The organism is Arthrobacter sp. DMZ02-1R (assembly GCF_057747935.1).
The window spans coordinates 2,928,433-2,946,932 of sequence record NZ_CM173230.1; the positions used below are offsets into that span (position 1 = coordinate 2,928,433).

At 63.7% G+C, this 18,500-nt stretch carries 14 protein-coding genes and 1 tRNA gene; 3 read left to right on the top strand and 12 right to left on the bottom strand.

Annotation, left to right across the window (positions count from 1 at the left end; translation table 11 throughout):
• The first annotated feature begins 1 nt into the window (after window position 1).
• Window positions 2-643, top strand: a complete 642-nt coding sequence (locus tag AC3ANQ_RS14105; protein WP_488301632.1) for an NADPH-dependent F420 reductase — start codon at window positions 2-4, stop codon at window positions 641-643.
• An 819-nt stretch (window positions 644-1,462) separates the two neighbouring features.
• Here the strand turns inward: AC3ANQ_RS14105 and AC3ANQ_RS14110 are convergent.
• Window positions 1,463-1,544: transfer RNA gene (locus AC3ANQ_RS14110), tRNA-Leu, on the bottom strand.
• A gap of 196 nt (window positions 1,545-1,740) precedes the next feature.
• Between AC3ANQ_RS14110 and AC3ANQ_RS14115 the strand changes: the two genes are divergently transcribed.
• Window positions 1,741-2,346 carry an ANTAR domain-containing response regulator gene (locus tag AC3ANQ_RS14115; RefSeq protein WP_028266834.1) on the top strand — a complete coding sequence of 202 codons (606 nt, stop codon included), beginning with the start codon at window positions 1,741-1,743 and terminating at the stop codon, window positions 2,344-2,346.
• Window positions 2,347-2,495: 149 nt separating this feature from the next.
• On the opposite strand, the gene pyk is transcribed toward AC3ANQ_RS14115, so the two are convergent.
• From pyk to hisI, 11 genes are all read right to left on the bottom strand, one after another.
• Window positions 2,496-3,992 (bottom strand): pyruvate kinase, encoded by a 1,497-nt coding sequence (gene pyk / locus AC3ANQ_RS14120; protein ID WP_488301633.1) that lies wholly within the window; start codon window positions 3,990-3,992, stop codon window positions 2,496-2,498.
• A gap of 57 nt (window positions 3,993-4,049) precedes the next feature.
• On the bottom strand, window positions 4,050-5,507 hold the full coding sequence (locus AC3ANQ_RS14125) for a glutamate synthase subunit beta (protein ID WP_488301634.1): 1,458 nt from the start codon (window positions 5,505-5,507) through the stop codon (window positions 4,050-4,052).
• Window positions 5,500-10,113, bottom strand: coding sequence for a glutamate synthase large subunit (gene gltB / locus AC3ANQ_RS14130; RefSeq protein ID WP_488301635.1), 4,614 nt, complete (start codon window positions 10,111-10,113; stop codon window positions 5,500-5,502). Before gltB ends, AC3ANQ_RS14125 begins: the two co-directional genes overlap by 8 nt.
• 260 nt (window positions 10,114-10,373) lie before the next feature.
• Window positions 10,374-11,576, bottom strand: coding sequence for a prolipoprotein diacylglyceryl transferase (gene lgt, locus AC3ANQ_RS14135; protein ID WP_488301636.1), 1,203 nt, complete (start codon window positions 11,574-11,576; stop codon window positions 10,374-10,376).
• A 19-nt stretch (window positions 11,577-11,595) separates the two neighbouring features.
• Window positions 11,596-12,408 carry a tryptophan synthase subunit alpha gene (gene trpA / locus AC3ANQ_RS14140; RefSeq protein WP_265980732.1) on the bottom strand — a complete coding sequence of 271 codons (813 nt, stop codon included), beginning with the start codon at window positions 12,406-12,408 and terminating at the stop codon, window positions 11,596-11,598.
• Window positions 12,408-13,790 carry a tryptophan synthase subunit beta gene (gene trpB / locus AC3ANQ_RS14145; RefSeq protein WP_268022692.1) on the bottom strand — a complete coding sequence of 461 codons (1,383 nt, stop codon included), beginning with the start codon at window positions 13,788-13,790 and terminating at the stop codon, window positions 12,408-12,410. Before trpB ends, trpA begins: the two co-directional genes overlap by 1 nt.
• Before the next feature lie 110 nt (window positions 13,791-13,900).
• A complete protein-coding gene (gene trpC / locus AC3ANQ_RS14150) occupies window positions 13,901-14,719 on the bottom strand; it encodes an indole-3-glycerol phosphate synthase TrpC (protein WP_488301637.1) in 819 nt (272 codons plus the stop codon).
• Window positions 14,720-14,721: 2 nt separating this feature from the next.
• Window positions 14,722-14,994: an HGxxPAAW family protein gene (locus AC3ANQ_RS14155; protein ID WP_236817197.1), complete on the bottom strand. Its 273-nt coding sequence runs from the start codon at window positions 14,992-14,994 to the stop codon at window positions 14,722-14,724.
• A gap of 89 nt (window positions 14,995-15,083) precedes the next feature.
• Window positions 15,084-15,689, bottom strand: coding sequence for a Trp biosynthesis-associated membrane protein (locus AC3ANQ_RS14160; protein ID WP_488301638.1), 606 nt, complete (start codon window positions 15,687-15,689; stop codon window positions 15,084-15,086).
• On the bottom strand, window positions 15,686-17,278 hold the full coding sequence (locus AC3ANQ_RS14165) for an anthranilate synthase component I (protein ID WP_488301639.1): 1,593 nt from the start codon (window positions 17,276-17,278) through the stop codon (window positions 15,686-15,688). Before AC3ANQ_RS14165 ends, AC3ANQ_RS14160 begins: the two co-directional genes overlap by 4 nt.
• A 55-nt stretch (window positions 17,279-17,333) precedes the next feature.
• Window positions 17,334-17,762, bottom strand: a complete 429-nt coding sequence (hisI, locus tag AC3ANQ_RS14170; RefSeq protein WP_488301640.1) for a phosphoribosyl-AMP cyclohydrolase — start codon at window positions 17,760-17,762, stop codon at window positions 17,334-17,336.
• A gap of 89 nt (window positions 17,763-17,851) precedes the next feature.
• Here hisI and AC3ANQ_RS14175 point away from each other — a divergent pair, with 89 nt between their 5' ends.
• The gene (locus tag AC3ANQ_RS14175) at window positions 17,852-18,496 is read left to right on the top strand and encodes a TIGR03085 family metal-binding protein (protein WP_269993474.1); all 645 of its coding nucleotides are present in this window, start codon (window positions 17,852-17,854) and stop codon (window positions 18,494-18,496) included.
• Window positions 18,497-18,500 lie beyond the last annotated feature (4 nt).

An 18,500-nucleotide genomic window follows, 5' to 3' on the forward strand; every position in this document is an offset into this window, starting at 1 on the left:
CATGACTGACATCACCATCATCGGTTCGGGCAACATGGGCCGCGGCATCGGTACCCGCGCCGTCGCGGCCGGACGTTCCGTCCAGGTACTCGACAAGAACGCGGAGGAGGCGCAGAAGCTGGCCGGCGAACTGGGGTCCGGGGCCACCGGTGCGGCCTCCACCGAGGCCCCCGCCGGCCGCATCGTCGTGCTCGCACTGCCATTCGATGCCGCCAAAGAGGTTGTCAGCGGCTACGGCAATGCCCTCGACGGCCGCATCATCATCGACATCACCAACCCGATCAACTACGAGACCTTCGACTCGCTCGTCGTAGGCCCGGGCACCTCCGCCGCGGAGGAAATTGCCAAACTGGCCCCCTCGGGGGCCACTGTGGTGAAGGCATTCAACACCACCTTCGCCGGGACCCTGGTCGCCGGCGAGGTCGCCGGAGAGCCGTTGGACGTCTTCATCGCCTCCGATTCCGAGGATGCCCGCAATGAGGTCGCCGAGTTCGTCACCGCCGCAGGGCTCCGTCCGCTCCAGGTCGGCGGCCTGCATCATGCCCGTGAATTGGAAGGCTTCCAATTGCTGGTGATGGCTCTGCAGGCCAACCCGGCGTACGAGAACTTCAATTGGGGCACGGCACTGAAGGTCCTGGGATAGGACGCCGGTCCGGTCCGTAGCCTTGTCCGCAGCAGAACGGTTGTGGGCCCGGTCGACAATGTGGACGAGACGGTGGTGACAGTCAGAAGCAGAGTCCGGCCACCCGACGGCCTCCTGAGCGGGAGCAGGCTGTTCCTGCCGGGACGGCTGCAACGCCGACGCCGGACCGGGCCGTTTACCGTTCCGACACTGTTCGAAAACCTGACCGTTTACACCAACATCACAGATCTGGCCTCCCGGGGCTTCTGGAAACTCAAGGGGCGGATCACCCGGTCAATGATCAGGGACCCGCCTGCCGGCCCTGCCGGCGGATCAGCGAAGTCACTGCCCTTGTGCGACGGGCAGCTTGGCCTTGTCCACGCATTGAGAAACGCACTTTCCGACAAACCCAGGAGGAATACCCCAATGACTACAGATCGCTATCAGCGCGGCCTCGACCGCATGATGGAACTCGTCTCGCCGGAACACGCCAACACGTTCGGGCACTCCGGCCCCTCAAGCCCGGCGGCGCCTCCGCTATCAGAACGACGCCGAAATATGCCGACACACCCGGGTTTCGCCGGGGCCCGACGCAGCTATCAAATCCCCAGCCCGCGTTGCGGTATGCCAGCCGCGTCCGGGCAACGAACCCAATGCGACCAATTAAGCCGGAAGTCATGTAGAACGGCACCCACCCCACCATGAAGAAGCAAGACCGCAAACCACTCCCCCGACCAGGAAGGGTGGCAGAGGACCACAAAACGCCCCCGAGGGGGCCCATAAAAAGCTGATTTATGCACAGTCAGAGGGCCAAAGGCCCCCTGACCTGCGAAAACACTGTGCCCGAGGTGGGACTCGAACCCACACACCTTTCGATACCGCATTTTGAGTGCGGCGCGTCTGCCAATTCCGCCACTCGGGCGCGGAAACACTGGAACAAGACTAGCCGACGTCGAAGTCTTTGCAGATCTCAACGCTCCCTGTTGCAGTGCGCGAAACTACTCTACATGCAGATAGGCTATTTTCCAGAACCGGCTCGGCCGAGCAATAAATCATACGCAAGGACCGGGTGCAACTAAGATGGTCATGAACCCGCCGTACGTCTTGAAGGAGATCCCGTGTCAGAACAGACGGAGTCCAAGCCCGCATCCCAGCCGGCACGCCGTGTAGTTGTCGCAGAGGATGAGACCCTCATCCGCCTGGACATCATCGAGATCCTGAAGGGCGAAGGCTACGACGTCGTCGGCGAGGCCGACAATGGTGAGAAGGCAGTTCAGCTGGCCGAGGAGTTGAAGCCAGACTTGGTCCTCATGGACGTCAAGATGCCCGTCATGGACGGCATCTCGGCCGCTGAAAAGATCGTCAAGGCCAGGATCGCTCCTGTGGTCCTCCTCACGGCTTTCAGCCAGAAGGAACTCGTGGAGCGCGCCCGCGACGCCGGGGCCATGGCCTATGTCGTCAAGCCCTTCACGCCAGCCGACCTGATCCCCGCTATCGAGATCGCGTTGTCCCGCCACGAGGAGATCAAGGCCCTTGAAAACGAGGTGTCCGACCTCCAGGAGCAGTTCGCCACGCGCAAGCTCGTAGAGCGTGCCAAGAGCCTCCTGACCACCAAGATGGGCCTTACGGAGCCGGAAGCCTTCCGTTGGATCCAGAAGACGTCCATGGACCGCCGCCTCAGCATGCGTGAGGTCGCCGAGACCATCATCAACCAGGTCAACTAGCCTCCGCCACGAAGGGCGCCTGCTTTCCCATGGGATAGCAGGCGCCCTTCGTCGTCCCCGCAAGCCGCACGGCGCCAACAGGAGCCGCTCAACGCCAAAAAAGGAGGCCCCGCCAACGGCGGAGCCTCCCCTAGTTGAACCGAGAGAGATCAGGCCTTGCCCGACCTTTTCTTCTTTTCGGGCCAGGGACCGACCTTTTCCTTGCGCGCGGACTCTTCCACGCGAGACGTATCAGCAAGGTCGCCCACTCTGTGGACCTTCAGGGAGTTCGTCGAGCCGGCCTGTCCGGGAGGCGAACCGGCAGCAATGACCACGAGGTCACCGTTCTCTACGATCTTCATTTCCAGAAGGCTGCGATCAACCTGGGCAGTCATGGCGTCGGTGTGGCCCACCATGGGAACCAGGACCGGCCGGATGCCCCACGTCAGCGCCAGCTGGTTCCAGACCTGCTCCACCGGAGTGAAGGCAAAGACCGGCTTGACTGGGCGAAGACGGGACAGCCGGCGGGCTGAGTCACCGGACTGCGTGAACGTACAGATGTACTTTGCGTCCAGCTGATCGGCGATTTCGACGGCGGCACGCGTGATAGCGCCACCGCGGGTCTTGGGCTTGGTACCCAGCGGAGGAACGCGCTCAAGGCCGTGTTCTTCAGTGGACTCGATGATCCTGGCCATCGTCTTGACGGTTTCGATCGGGAACTTGCCCACGCTGGTCTCGCCGGAGAGCATGACCGCATCGGCGCCATCGAGCACTGCGTTGGCGCAGTCCGATGCCTCCGCGCGCGTCGGACGGGGGTTGTCGATCATCGACTCAAGTACCTGAGTAGCAACGATGACCGGCTTCGCCCAACGGCGTGCCAGCTCGATCGCGCGCTTCTGCACGATCGGCACTTCCTCAAGCGGAAGCTCCACGCCCAAGTCGCCACGGGCAACCATGATGGCGTCGAAGGCGTCGATGATTTCATGGAGCTGGGCCACTGCCTGCGGCTTCTCGATCTTGGCGATCACCGGCACCCGGCGGCCTGCTTCGTCCATGATTTCGTGCACGCGCTTGATGTCTGATGCATCACGAACGAAGGACAGCGCAACCATGTCGACGCCGCGCTTCAAGGCCCAGCGGAGATCGTCCTCGTCCTTTTCACTCAGCGCGGGGACGTTGACGGCAACGCCAGGCAGGTTGATGCCCTTGTTGTTGGAAACCCAGCCACCGACCGTCACCTTGGCAACTACCTTGACATCGTCAACCTCGATGGCACGAAGTGCAACCTTGCCGTCGTCGATCAGCAGTGCGTCGCCGACGTTGACGTCTTCTGTAAGGCTCTTGAGCGTGGTGGAGCAGATGTCCTTGGTTCCCGGAACGTCCGCGGTGGTGATGGTGAACGTGTCACCGACAGCGAGCTCGTGGGGGCCGTCGACAAAGCGGCCGAGCCGGATCTTCGGGCCCTGCAAGTCGGCCATGATGGCAACGGGCTTGTGGAGCTGGGCGGCGGCTTTGCGGACGTTCTCGTACGTGATGTCGTGTACCGAGTAGTCGCCGTGGCTCATGTTCATACGGGCGACGTCGACGCCGGCTTCCAGCACCGCGAGGGTGTTGTCAAAGCTGGAAATTGCCGGTCCAAACGTTGCCACGATTTTCGCGCGTCTCATATACCTACCCTAGTAGTGTGCTGCAGTTGGAGTTGGGAAAGCGTCGTGCGCCGGCCCTTAGAGGACCGATATAGCCCGGTCGGTGGGAGCCACCGGCGCGGGGAGAATAGTGCTGCCCATCAGGAACTTGTCGACGGCGGCAGCGCAAGCGCGGCCTTCGGCGATAGCCCAGACAATCAAGGACTGCCCGCGGCCGGCATCGCCTGCCACGAACACGCCCTCGGTGTTGGTCATGTAGTACCCATCTCGGGCCACGTTGCCGCGGCCGTCGAATTCTGCGCTGACCTGTTCGGTGATACCGGCAGGTTCCGCGCCCGTGAAGCCAAGCGACAGCAACACCAGATCAGCCGGGATGACGCGTTCCGTGCCGGCCTTCGGCAGTCGCTTGCCGTCCACGAATTCGGTCTCGGCGACCTTGACCCCTGTGAGGTTGCCGTTTTCTCCGACAAATTCAACGGTGGAAGCAAGGTATGTGCGTTCGCCGCCCTCTTCGTGTGCGCTGGCAACCTCGAAGAGCGTGGGGAACGTAGGCCATGGCTGGTGCGAAGCACGTTCAAGCGGGGGCTGCTTGCCGATCGCGAGCGTGGTGACAGACGCGGCGCCGTGTCGGTGTGCCGTGCCCAGGCAGTCGGCGCCAGTGTCGCCGCCACCGAGAATTACCACATGCTTGCCCTTGGCATCGATCTGGCCTTCCACGGTTTCACCCGCAACCACGCGGTTGGCGGGCACCAGGTAATCCATCGCGAAGTGGATGCCTTCAAGCTGGCGTCCGGGAATGGGAAGATCGCGCGGCACGGTAGCACCGGTGGCAATCACCACGGAATCGTAGCGGCGGCGCAGTTGCTCCCACGTCACGTCGCTTCCGACCGCCACACCGGTACGAAACCGGGTGCCCTCTGCCTTCATCTGCTCGACGCGGCGGTCAACCTGTTCCTTCTCCATCTTGAAGTCGGGGATGCCATAGCGCAGCAGTCCCCCGATCTTGTCGTCGCGCTCGTAGACTGCCACGGTGTGTCCGACGCGTGTCAGCTGCTGTGCAACTGCAAGCCCGGCGGGGCCGGAGCCGACGACGGCGACCGTCTTACCGGAGAGGCGCGTCGGCGGAAGCGGCTGTACCCAGCCGTTCTCAAAGGCGTCGTCAATGATGGAAACTTCAACCTGCTTGATGGTCACAGCGGGCTGGTTGATGCCCAAAACACAGGATGCTTCACAGGGCGCGGGACACAACCGGCCCGTGAACTCCGGGAAGTTGTTGGTGGCGTGCAAGCGTTCAATCGCTTCCTCGCCCTTTCCGCGCCACGTGAGGTCGTTCCACTCAGGGATGAGGTTCCCCAGGGGGCAGCCTTGGTGGCAGAACGGAACGCCACAGTCCATGCAGCGGCCGGCCTGGCTCTTGAGCACGCCCTTGTCCTGGGCCTCATAGACTTCCTTCCAGTCCATGATGCGGACTGGAACGGGACGGCGTGGCTGCGTCTCGCGCTGCCGGACTTTCAGAAATCCGCGTGGATCAGCCACCGGTTACCTCCAGGATTCGAGACCATACTTCTTCGCCGTCAGGGTCAAGGCCCTCTTCGATGGCGTCGAGACGGGTTTGCAGGACTGCGGCGTAGTCGCGCGGCAGAACTTTGGTGATGCGGGCAGCGGTATCGTCGAAGTTTTCGAGCAAGCGGCCTGCGAGGACGGATTCGGTTTCTTCCAGGTGCTTGATCAGGAGGCCGTGGACGATGGTGCGGTCCTCGTCATCAAGCTCAAGCAACTGCAGCTCGCCGGTGTCCAAGGCTTGCTTGTTGACCCGGGCAGGCTGGAGGTCCAACACGTAGGCGGTACCACCGGACATGCCCGCACCGAAGTTACGGCCCGTGCGGCCGATAATCAGCGTCTGGCCACCGGTCATGTACTCGCAGCCATGGTCACCGATGCCTTCGACGACGGCGGTGGCACCCGAGTTGCGCACCAGGAATCGTTCGCCTACCTGGCCACGCAGGAACATTTCTCCGCTCGTGGCACCGTAGCCGATCACGTTGCCGGCGATCACGTTCCGTTCCGCCTGGAAAACGTTGGTGCGGTCCGGACGGACGATGATGCGCCCACCGGAGAGGCCCTTGCCGACGTAATCATTGGAGTCACCGAACATGCGGAGGGTGATGCCTGCGGGAAGGAATGCACCCAGCGACTGCCCGGCGGTCCCCTTCAACGTGATGTCGATAGTGTCGGTGGCGAGCACGTCGATGCCGAACGTCTTGGTCACGACGTGCCCCAGCATTGTTCCCACGGAACGGTCCGTATTGATGACGTCGACGGCGATCTTCACCGGCGTGCGGTCGCTCAATGCCTCCGCGGCCATGCCGATCAGGCGCTGGTCGAAGTGCTTGTCGAGTTCGTGGTTCTGGCCGGTGAGGTTCCGCAGGGGAACATCGTCGTCGAACTCGAGGCCGTGCAGGATCGGGTCCAGGTCGAGGCCTTCGGCCTTCCAGTGGTCGATCGCTTCGCGGGTGTCCAGGAATTCTGCGTGGCCGATCGCCTCTTCGAGGCTGCGGAAGCCAAGCTCGGACAGCAATTCACGGACTTCCTCGGCAAGGAACTCGAAGAAGTTGACCACGAATTCCGGCTTACCGCTGAAGCGCGAACGAAGCTCAGGGTTCTGGGTCGCCACACCGACCGGGCACGTGTCGAGGTGGCAGACGCGCATCATGATGCAGCCGGAAACCACCAGGGGCGCGGTCGCGAAGCCGTACTCCTCGGCACCCAGCAGCGCAGCGATGACGACGTCGCGGCCGGTCTTGAGCTGGCCGTCCACCTGGACCACGACGCGGTCGCGGAGCCCGTTGAGCATGAGCGTCTGTTGGGTCTCGGCGAGGCCGAGCTCCCACGGAACACCCGCATGCTTGAGCGAGTTCAGCGGCGAGGCGCCGGTTCCGCCGTCGTGCCCTGAGACGAGCACGACGTCGGCCTTCGCCTTGGTGACGCCGGCGGCCACCGTGCCGATCCCGACTTCGGAAACCAGCTTCACGTGCACGCGTGCCGACGGGTTGGCCCGCTTGGCATCGTAAATGAGCTGCGCGAGGTCTTCGATCGAGTAGATGTCGTGGTGCGGGGGCGGGGAAATGAGCCCGACGCCGGGGGTCGAGTGACGTGTCCGGGCTACCCAGGGGTATACCTTCTGCGCCATCAGCTGGCCACCTTCACCGGGCTTGGCGCCCTGGGCCATCTTGATCTGGATGTCCTCGGCGTTGGTCAGGTACAGGCTGGTCACGCCAAAGCGGCCCGAAGCAATCTGCTTGATGGCGGAGCGGCGCTCAGGATCCAGCAGCCGGTCCACGTCTTCGCCGCCTTCACCGGTGTTGGACTTGGCGCCCAGCCGGTTCATGGCGATTGCGAGCGTTTCGTGGGCTTCCTTGGAGATAGAGCCGTAGCTCATGGCTCCAGTGGAGAAACGCTTCACGATGCTGGAAACGGGCTCTACTTCCTCAAGCGGCACTGCGGGGCGCAGGCTGTCCTTGAACTTCAAGAGCCCACGGAGGGTCATGAGGTTCTCGGACTGATCGTCAATTCCCTTGGTGTAGGACTTGAAGATGTCGTACCGGCGTTCGCGGGTTGCGTGCTGCAACCGGAAGACGGTCTCAGGGTTGAACAGGTGCGGTTCGCCGTCGCGGCGCCACTGGTATTCGCCGCCGCCGAGCAGCGGGCGGTGCGGCAGCTCGATGCCGCCTTCCGGGTAGGCCATCTGGTGCCGCGCGGAAACTTCGGCAGCGATGACGTCCAGGCCCACGCCACCCAACTGCGAGTGGGTGCCGGAGAAGAATTCGTCCACGAGGTCCTGGGAGAGGCCCAGGGCTTCGAAAGTCTGGGCGCCGGTGTACGAGGCCACCGTTGAAATGCCCATCTTGGACATGATCTTCAAGACGCCCTTACCGAGGCCCTTGATGAGGTTGTAGACGCCGTCTTCCGGGGTCACACCCACTACCTCGCCGGTGCTGATCAGCTGCTCCACGGATTCCATGGCCAGGTACGGGTTCACGGCGGATGCGCCGAAGCCGACGAGCACGGCCACATGGTGCGTTTCGCGGACGTCGCCGGCCTCGACTACCAGGGCGGTCTTGGTGCGGTTGGCGCTGCGGAGCAAGTGGTGGTGCACTGCACTGACGAGCAGAAGAGACGGGATCGGTGCCCACTGCGCGTTGGAGTCCCGGTCGGACAGCACGATGTACTGCACGCCGCGGTTGATCGAGCCGGAAACCTGCTCGCAGATTTCGGTGAGGCGGCTGCGCAGGGCTGCTTCGCCGCCTTCCGGACGGTAGAGGCCCCGGACCTTCATGGCGACCTTGTCGCCGTCGGCGTTTTCGATATTGGCAATCTTGGCGAGCTGGTCGTTGTTGATCACCGGGAACGGCAGGGAGATCTGCGGCTGGCGCACCTGCCCGACGTCGAGAAGGTTGCCGTTGGGACCGATGGCGCACGTCAGCGAGGTAACGAGCTCTTCGCGGATGGCGTCCAGCGGCGGGTTGGTGACTTGGGCGAAGGACTGCACAAAGTAGTCGAACAGCAGGCGCGGGCGCTTGGACAGCACGGCAACCGGCGTGTCGGAGCCCATGGCGCCGAGCGGTTCGGCACCGGTGCGGGCCATCGGACCGAGGAGGATCTTCAGTTCTTCGGTGGTGTAACCGAAAGTCCGCTGGCGGATGTTCACGGACGCAGCCGTGTGCAGCACGTGCTCGCGTTCAGGGAGATCGTTGAGGTCGATCAGGTTGTCCTTGACCCACTCCGCCCAAGGATTCGCCGCGGCGACCTCGGCCTTGACCTCTGCGTCGTCGATGATGCGGCCGGCCTCGGTGTCCACCAGGAACATCTTGCCCGGCGAAACGCGGCCTTTCTTGACTACCTTGGCGGCTTCGACGTCGATCACGCCGACTTCCGACGCGAAGATGATCAGGCCATCTTCGGTGATCCAGTAGCGGCCAGGGCGCAGGCCATTGCGGTCAAGGGTCGCACCAACAAGATTGCCGTCGGTGAAGGACACGGCTGCGGGACCGTCCCACGGCTCCATGAGCAGCGAGTGGTACTCGTAGAAGGCGCGGCGTGCGGGATCCATGGTGGCATGGTTTTCCCAGGCCTCCGGGATCATCATCATGATGGAGTGCGTGATGGGGCGGCCGGAAAGCCAGAGCAGCTCGGCAACCTCATCGAAGGACGCCGAGTCCGAAGCACCCGGAGTGCAGATGGGGTACAACTCTTCAGGGGAATCGCCCAGCAGGGGGTTCGCGAGCTGGGACTGGCGGGCCCGCATCCAGTTCCGATTGCCCTTGACGGTGTTGATTTCGCCGTTGTGGGCAATCGTGCGGAACGGCTGGGCGAGAGGCCACGAGGGGAAGGTGTTCGTGGAGAATCGCGAGTGCACGATCGCCAGCTTGGTCTTGAAGCGCTTGTCCGAAAGGTCCGGGTAGAACGGCTCCAGCTGGGCGGTGGTCAGCATGCCCTTGTACACGATGGTGCGCGAGGACAGCGACGGGAAGTAGACGCCGAACTTGTTCTGTGCGCGCTTGCGGATGCGCCAGGCGCGGGAGTCCAGTTCGTTGCGGTCCAGCACCTCGCCGGTAGCGGAGGCAAAGAAGGGCTGGGAGAAGTAAGGCATGCAGGCACGGGCCATGGCACCGACCAGATCCCCCACCACCGGTACCTCGCGCCAGCCAAGGACCGCCAGGCCCTCGTCCACTGCAAGCGCCTCGATGCCGGCCTTCGCGGTCTCGGCTTCGCGGGTTTCGGCCGGCAGGAAGGCGGTGCCAACGACGTACTGGCCCGGTGCCGGCAGCTCAAATTCGGCGACGGCCCGGAAGAACTCGTCCGGAACCTGCATCAGGAGCCCGGCGCCGTCGCCGGTGCCTTCGTCGGCGCCGACGGCGCCGCGGTGTTCAAGGTTGCGCAGGGCAGTCAGGGCCGCTTCCACGATGTCGTAGCCGGGTTCACCACGCAGGGTGGCGATAATGGCCAGGCCGCAAGCGTCCTTCTCCTGCTCAGGGTTGTAGAGTCCCTGGGCCTCCGGAAGCGCAGCGAAACGCTTGAAGGGCGAGATGGCCCCCTGCGGTTCGACTGTTTCGGACCAACTTGGGTTATGAAGATGGGTCATTGAAGACGTCCTTCCTCGAGATCGTGCGAATGGAAGGGACAACGTTGGCCCCACCTTGCCTGCCGTGTGACGGGCATAACAAAGCGCTAGTTACTTGAAATTGTAGGTCAGCGGGCAAGACGCAACGAACAGTTACGCTGTCCCTGACCCAAGCTTGACCGCGGAGCCTCTGTGTGCTGCCGGGCGACTGCAAGGGTGCCACGACGCTGTGGCCGGGGGCCTCTGGGCGGTAGCCCGGTTCCCCAGTGCCGTAGCGCTGGCTACTTGGTGCTGCCAGCTTCCGGCCCGGATCCGGGGGCGCTGCTGGCGGTGGTTTCGGAGGACGCGGAGCCGGAATCCGACGTGACGCCGGCGTGTGACTCCTCGGCCGTATCCGTTGGCTCAGCAGTATGGCCCAGATCGCTTTGGTTATTCCGGAGATTACCATGCGCACCGGTATCTGAGACAGATCCGTCCGCGTCATGGTCCGTTGTACCGGTCACAATTGTGCTGTTGGCCTCATCGTCCACATCACTGGAATCGCCCGTGCCTGAGTCATCTGCTCCCGCGGCCACGGCGGCAGGTTCGCGGCCGGGAAGGTACGCGGTATCCGGCTCTTGCCTGCCGCGCAGGCTCAGCACGACGAAGACGATAACCGCCGCGACGAACACGAAGATGCTCGTCCAAACGTTGAGCCGTGTGGTGATGCCGAAGAGGCTGATCTGTTCTGCGTCGTCAATCCGCAGGGCTTCGATCCACACCCGGCCAAGCGTGTAGTAAATGGCGTACAACCAGAAGAGCCTGCCGCGGCGGAAGTGGAAGCGGCGGTCCAGGACAAGCAGGATCGCGACGCCGATGAGGTTCCAGAGGGATTCATAAAGGAACGTCGGGTGGAACAGAGTGCTGCCGGGCATCCCGGCCGGGAAGTTCGGGCTACTGGGATCGATCTGCAGCCCCCAGGGCAGGGTGGTGGGGCCGCCGAAGAGTTCCTGGTTGAACCAGTTCCCCCAGCGCCCGATTGCTTGCGCCAGCAACAGACCCGGGGCCGCGGCGTCGAGGAATGCAGTGAGCTTGACGCCGGAGCGGCGGCAGCCTAGCCAGGCACCGAAAACGCCGAGAACCACGGCACCCCAGATGCCCAGGCCGCCCCGCCAAATCTGCGGTATCAGGGAGAGGTCGCCGGTGCCGTTGAAACCGGGGCCGAAATACGCATCGGGCGAGGAGAACACGTGGTACAGACGTCCGCCAACAATGCCGAACGGGATCGCCCAGATGGCAATGTCCCACAAGCTGCCTTCTGGCGTGCCGCGACGCTTCCAGCGCACGGCTGTGAGCCAGAGTCCCAGGATGATTCCCAGGAGAATGCACAGGGCATACGCGTGGATGCGAAGAGACCCCCACGGAAGCGGAATATCGAATCCGGACCATGAGGGGCTCGGAATGCTCATGGGAGCCATTGCCGCGGCGTGGAGGAGACTCTGCATTGTCTACGCTTTTCCTTTTCTAGGCCTGCGCTGTTGCCCGGCCGAGGCCGGCGCTGAGGTTCTTGGTGAGTTGCGCGACGGCGTCAACGCCGCCGTCGCGGATGGCCGCAACCAGCGCGGTCCCGACGATGACGCCGTCCGCATATGCCGCAATCTCGCGGACGTGGTCCGCGTTGGAGACTCCGAGCCCGACGCAGACCCGTTCGGCGCCGGCTGCATGCGTGTCCGCGACGACCTTCTCGGCGCTGCTGCTGACCGACTGCCGGGTTCCGGTCACACCCATGATGGACACTGCGTAGACGAAGCCACGGCTCGCCTCCACCGTCATGGCTAGGCGTTCCGGCGTGGACGATGGTGCCACGAGGAACACCCGGTCCAGTCCGTACTTGTCGGATGCCGCAAACCATTCGGCCGCTTCGTCCGGAATGAGGTCCGGCGTGATGAGTCCGGCTCCTCCGGCTTCGGCCAGCCTGCGTGAAAACTCGTCAACACCCATGCGCATCACGGGGTTCCAGTAGGTCATGACCAGCACTGCGGCGTCCGTGGCTGCGGTGATGCCAGCCACGACGTCGAAGACACTGGCCACGCGGAATCCATTGGCGATTGCCTCCGTGGTCGCAGCCTGGATGACAGCGCCGTCCATGACAGGGTCCGAATACGGGATGCCGATTTCAATGAGGTCTGCGCCGTTGCGGGCCATGGCAATACCGGCATCGATGCTTGACTGAACGTCCGGGTAGCCTGCGGGCAGGTAGCCGATCAACGCGGCCCGGCCTTGTGCCTTGGCGCGGTCGATCGCGGCCGCGGACTTGCTGGTCATCTGCTCAGTCATCAGTTCTGGTCCTTGCTTGCTTCTTCAATGCTGATCTCAAGGTTGCTGCGTTCCGCCGGACCCTTGGGCTTGCGGGTGGAGAGCGTGGTGCCCTTGACGTTGCCGTTTTCATCCAGCATGTCGAACCATGCCGCCGCCGTTTCCACGTCCTTGTCACCGCGTCCAGACAGGTTCACGATGATGATCGTGTCCGCCGGGTTCTCCTTGCCCTCAGTGAGCTTCTTGCCCACCTTGATGGCCCCGGCGAGGGCGTGGGAGGACTCGATGGCCGGGATGATGCCCTCTGTCCGGCAGAGCAGGCGGAACGCGTCCATGGCTTCAGTGTCGGTGATGGGCTCGTACGTCACGCGGCCGATGTCTGCGAGGTAGGAGTGCTCAGGACCGACGCTCGGGTAGTCCAGGCCTGCGGAAATCGAGTGGGACTCGATTGTCTGGCCGTCCTCGTCCTGCATGAGGTAGGACCGGGCGCCGTGCAGCACGCCGGGGCGTCCGAGAGTGATGGCGGCTGCGTGACGTCCGGTTTCCACCCCGTCCCCGCCGGCCTCAAAGCCGTAGATCTTCACGGAAGCGTCGTCCAAGAAGCTGTGGAAGATGCCGATGGCATTGGAACCGCCGCCGATGCAGGCGCAGACGGCGTCCGGCAGCCTGCCCGCCTGCTCGAGGATCTGGGCGCGGGCTTCCTCGCCGATGACTTCGTGGAAGAAGCGGACCATCGCCGGGAACGGGTGGGCTCCAGCCGCGGTGCCCAGCAGGTAGTGCGTGTTGTCCACATTGGAGACCCAGTCGCGGAGGGCGTCGTTGATGGCGTCCTTGAGAGTCTGTGAACCATTGGTCACAGGAACCACAGTGGCGCCCAGGAGTTGCATGCGGGCAACGTTGAGGGCCTGCCGCCGGCAGTCCTCAGCGCCCATGTAAACCACGCACTCCAACCCCAGGAGCGCAGCGGCCGTGGCACTGGCAACGCCGTGCTGGCCGGCACCGGTCTCAGCGATGACGCGAGTCTTGCCCATGCGCTTGGCCAGCAAAGCCTGGCCGAGGACGTTGTTGATCTTGTGGGATCCGGTGTGGTTCAGGTCTTCGCGCTTGAGGAAGATGCGCGCCCCACCGGCATGCTCGGAGAACCGCTTCGCTTCCGTGAGCAAAGACGGACGTCCGGAGTAGTTCTTGTTGAGATCCTTCAGCTGGGCAAGGAACTCAGGATCGGCCTTGGCTTTCTCGAACGTGTCCTGGACTTCGTCCAGCGCGGCGATGAGGGACTCAGGCATCCAGCGTCCGCCGTATGAGCCAAAGTACGGCCCTGCGGCGTTGCGCAGTGAAGCTCCGCCTTGTAGGAATGCGTCGGCCGCATTCTCTTCCGAGTTGGCTGTTGGTGCGTCCACCATCAGTCTCACCGTCCTGTTCAGTTGGTAGTTGAGTTTTTCCAGGAGCCGCAGGACAGCCGCCAGCCGCTTTGTCCGCTGCTGTCCGTTCCAGGCCGCGAATCAGGACAGTCTCAGGTCCTGACCGCCATGGCGGCAGCTCCGGCCGCCTTGAATTCACTGATCCGCTCGCGCGGGGTGGAGTCGCTCACAAGTGCCTCTCCCACAAGAATCGCGTGGGCACCATTCCTTGCGTAATGCGCGACGTCGTCGGCGTTACGCACACCGGATTCCGCCACGACAACCGCTCCCGACGGAATGCTTCCGGCGAGCGAGGCAAACAGCGAGCGGTCGACGTCGAGCGTCTTGAGGTTGCGGACGTTAACCCCGATGATGCGCGCTTGGGCCGCGGCCGCACGCCCGATTTCCTCGGGTGTGTGCGTTTCCACGAGGACGTTCATGCCGAGCTCATGGCTCAGCTCGCTGAATTCCCGCAACTGTGCGTCGGAAAGCGCCGCGACGATCAGCAGGATGAGGTCCGCACCGTGGGCACGGGCTTCCCAGATCTGGTACTCGTCAACCGTGAAGTCCTTGCGCAGCAGCGGAATGTCGACGGCGGCCCTGACAGCGTCCAAGTCCGCCAAGGAGCCGTTGAAGCGCCTCTGTTCGGTGAGGACACTGATCACGGAGGCGCCGCCGTCGGCGTATTGCACTGCGAGCGCCGCAGGGTCCGCGATGCTCGCGAGATCGCCCTTGGAGGGGCTGCGGCGCTTGATTTCAGCGATAACCTTCATATCGTCCCGGCTGGCTGACGGGCCACCCAAGGCAGCCCACGCGTCCAGCGCGGGTGCCGTGGAGGCGGCACGCTCTTTGAGCTCGTCGAGGCCCACAAGGCGGCGGCGAGCCTCCATGTCCTCCCTGACACCGCCAATGATGTCATCAAGAACCGTCACAGTCAGTGGCCGGCGTTCTTCAGCTTGCTGCCGTCGACGCCGTAGCCCGCCTTGCGCATGGCCCAGCCAGCAATCAAGCCGGCCACCATCACGACGATGCCGGCAATGAAAATGGGGGTGCTGGCAATAACAAAGGCGATGGAGGACACCAGGGCGCCTACCAGCATGACAATCACGCAGGTCCACGCGGCCGGGCTGTTGCCGTGGCCGATGGCGTCGCTGTGGCTAGCGGCGGTCACAGGGGCCTTGCTCGCGGACACTGTGGTTTTGCTCATGTGAAAATCTCCTCAGGATGAATACTGCTTACATTCTGCCATTTATTGACGGCGCCCGGGACATCGTCCGACGTCCGGACAGTCGAGTCTTACGTAGGGTCTTCTCCACGCGAAAGGCTGTCCCAGCTGTCGATCTCGTCGACCGGACCGGAACCCTCGCGCGCTGCCCGGTTGGCGACGTCGTACTTGGTGCGCGCCTTCCAGCGCCGGCCGGCGAGCGGCAGCAGGCCACCACACAAAGCCAGCAAACAAGCAGCTACGACGGCGAGAATCGGGAACACTGTGGACGACGCAGCTGCTCTACCACCCGAGATCCCGGTTGTTGCCGCAATGGTTCCTTGCGCCGCGCCGAGGGGGTCGGCCAAGACCGTGGCTGCGGCGACGATGATGCCTGCCGACGCAAGCACAATGATCGTGGCGATGATCCAGCGCGAAACCTTGCCTGCAATGGATGATGCCAAGCCTCCGGCGAGGGCCACAAGCGCCAAGGCCGTCACCGCAGTTGCCGCCTTGCTCCCCTGAACGTGGAGGTCGGCATTGGCCGCGGCTGCGGGGTCGAGCCGGACGTCGATCCAGCTCTGCGTCGTGGTCCCGAAAACCGCGAGGGCCAGAATTACCATGGCAAGCACGACGTTGGCCTTGCGGGCCCACACGGAAGGCTTTGCGGTGGGCGGCTGAGGGGCAGCAGCGCTCACGGGGTGGGGTTCCCGTCCGCAGTTTCGGCCGACACCCCGGCGGCGGACACCGCGTCCGGTGAAATGTTGTGGAGCGATCCGGCGGTGTGCACAGCACGCAAGGGCGCGGCCGCCTTGTTGACGCTTTCCAGTGCCTCGGTTGGCTTGTGGGAATCGGCCACAATGCCGCCCCCAGCCTGGACATAGGCCCGCCCCTCGCGCAACAGAGCGGAACGGATGGCGATCGCCATGTCCATGTCGCCTGCGAAGTCCAGGTAACCCACCACTCCGCCGTAGATGCCGCGGCGGTGCGGTTCGAGTTCGTCCAGGAGGCGTAGTGCGCGCGGCTTGGGTGCACCGGAAAGCGTGCCGGCGGGGAAAGTCGCCTTCAGCACGTCGTATGCCTTGGCGCCGGGAGCCAATTCGCCGACCACCGTGGACACCAGGTGCATGATGTGGCTGAAACGTTCGACTTCCATGAACTGCGTGACGTCCACGGTTCCGGCAACGCAGACCTTGGACAGGTCGTTGCGTGAAAGATCCACGAGCATCAAGTGCTCCGCACGTTCCTTCTGGTCCGCGAGCAGCTCGGTGGCCAGCGCCTTGTCTGCCTCAACAGTCTTGCCGCGGGGTCGGGATCCGGCAATCGGGTGCGTGATGACTTCATTGCCGGTCACTGTCACAAGCGCCTCAGGAGAAGAGCCGACAATCGTGTATTCGCGGCCGTCGGCGTCTTCAAGGCTGAAGAGATACATGTACGGGCTCGGGTTGGTGTTGCGCAGCACGCGGTACACGTCCAGCGGGTCCGCGGCACACTCCATTTCGAAGCGGCGCGAGATGACCACTTGGAAGACTTCGCCGTCTACGATCGCTTCCTTGCCGCGATCGATCGCGTTCAGGTAATCCTGCTCGTCCCAGCGTTCCCGCACGCTCGAGGCGAAGTCGAGGGCCTCGGATTGCAAAACGGACACGGGCTGCCTCACGGGGGTGCTGATCTTGTCCAGCAGTCCCTTAACCCGGGCGACGGCGTCGTGCCAGGCTTCGTCCACGCGCTCCGAACTGTTGTCGAAGTTGATCGCGTTGGCGATCAACAGGACGGTGCCATCCATGTTGTCGTGGACGGCCATGTCGGTGACGAGGTTCAAAGCCATTTCCGGTAGGTGGAGGTCATCCTCCGGCGGGCTGGTCAACTTCTCCCAATGCCGGACTGTTTCCCAGCCGAGGAAACCTACCAGGCCCGAAGTGAACGGAGGAAGATCCGGAAAGCGGTCGGTCTGCAGGGCCGCTACGGTGTCTCGGACGGCATCGACGGGGCTGCCGTCTACGGGCACGCCGACGGGAGGCTCGCCGATCCAGTGGGCCTGGCCGTCCTTGCTGGTCAGCGTGGCACGGGAGCGGGCACCGATGAACGAATAGCGGGACCATGCTCCCCCGACGGCCGCCGATTCCAGCAGGAAGGTGCCCGGCTGGCCCTGGGCAAGCTTGCGGTAGAGCCCGATGGGAGTCTCGGCGTCGGCGAGTACCCTGAGCCGGACCGGGATGACCCGGCTGTGTGCGGCGAGTTCGCGGAACTCCTCCAGGCCCGGGCTGATGATTCCAAGGTCCTGCATGGTTTGTGTTCTCCGCCTCTTCTTGTGTTGCTTAAAGTGGATGGTGGGTTGTGGCCTAGTTCCGCTCGCCGGTCACGGCGGCGAGGCTCCGGTCATCGAAGCATGTGCGCGTACCGGTGTGGCAAGCAGCTCCTACCTGATCGACGCGGACCAGGAGGGCGTCGCCGTCGCAGTCCAAAGCCACCGACTTGACGAGCTGGACGTGCCCGGAGGTGTCTCCCTTGCGCCAGTATTCCTGGCGGGAGCGCGAGAAGAACGTCACACGGCCAGTGGTCAGGGTCCGATGCAACGCTTCGTCATCCATCCAGCCGAGCATCAGCACTTCATCGGTGTCGAACTGCTGGATGATCGCTGCCACAAGGCCGGCAGAATCGCGCTTGAGCGCAGCAGCCAGCTCATGTGGGAGCGGACTTCCGGGTTCGACGACGGGGACCGCGGCGGAAGCGGCAGCGGGCGTGGCTTGGGGTGTTGACGGCTCAGACATCAGATCAAGTCTAGTGCCTCCGGTAGACCCGAAATTCAGTGGCGGGTCCACTGCGCAACAGAGGGCGTCTCGTGCTAGTTTCACAAGTGATGCATTTCGTCGATCCCTCCCGCGAAGTACTGGCCGAAACACTCCTGGCGGCCGGACCTGACTCCCCCACGCTCTGCGAAGGGTGGCTGACGAGGGACCTTGCTGCGCACCTTTACCTGCGAGAACGCAAAGCGGCCGTCGGTATCGGTTTGCTCGTCAAGAGCCTTGCCAGGGCATCGGACAAGGCCACGGCCAAACTGGCCTCCAAGCTCAAGACCACGGAAGATTACGCCGAGCTGGTGAACACTTTCCGCTCGGGGCCTCCCGCCTTGTCCCCCTTGAAAATCAAAGCCCTCGACGAGTCCTCCAACCTCATTGAATATTTCGTGCACACGGAAGACATTCGCAGGGCTGGAGACCGTTGGGCTCCGCGGGCCCTCGATGAGGAATACTCGGACGCCCTGTGGGACGAATTGATCAAGCGTGCTGCCATTCTGTACCGGGGCGTGGACCTCGGAATCGTCTTGGTACGCCCCACCGGTCCCCGCCATGTTGCCAAGCGTGCCCCCGTGTCCGTCGCCATCGTGGGCGAGCCCGGCGAACTGCTGATGCACGCCCATGGCCGCACGCATCACGCCTTGGTCACCTTTGAGGGCCAGCCGGACGCCGTCGCGCTGCTCCAGTCGGCCGAAGTCGGCCTCTGACCCG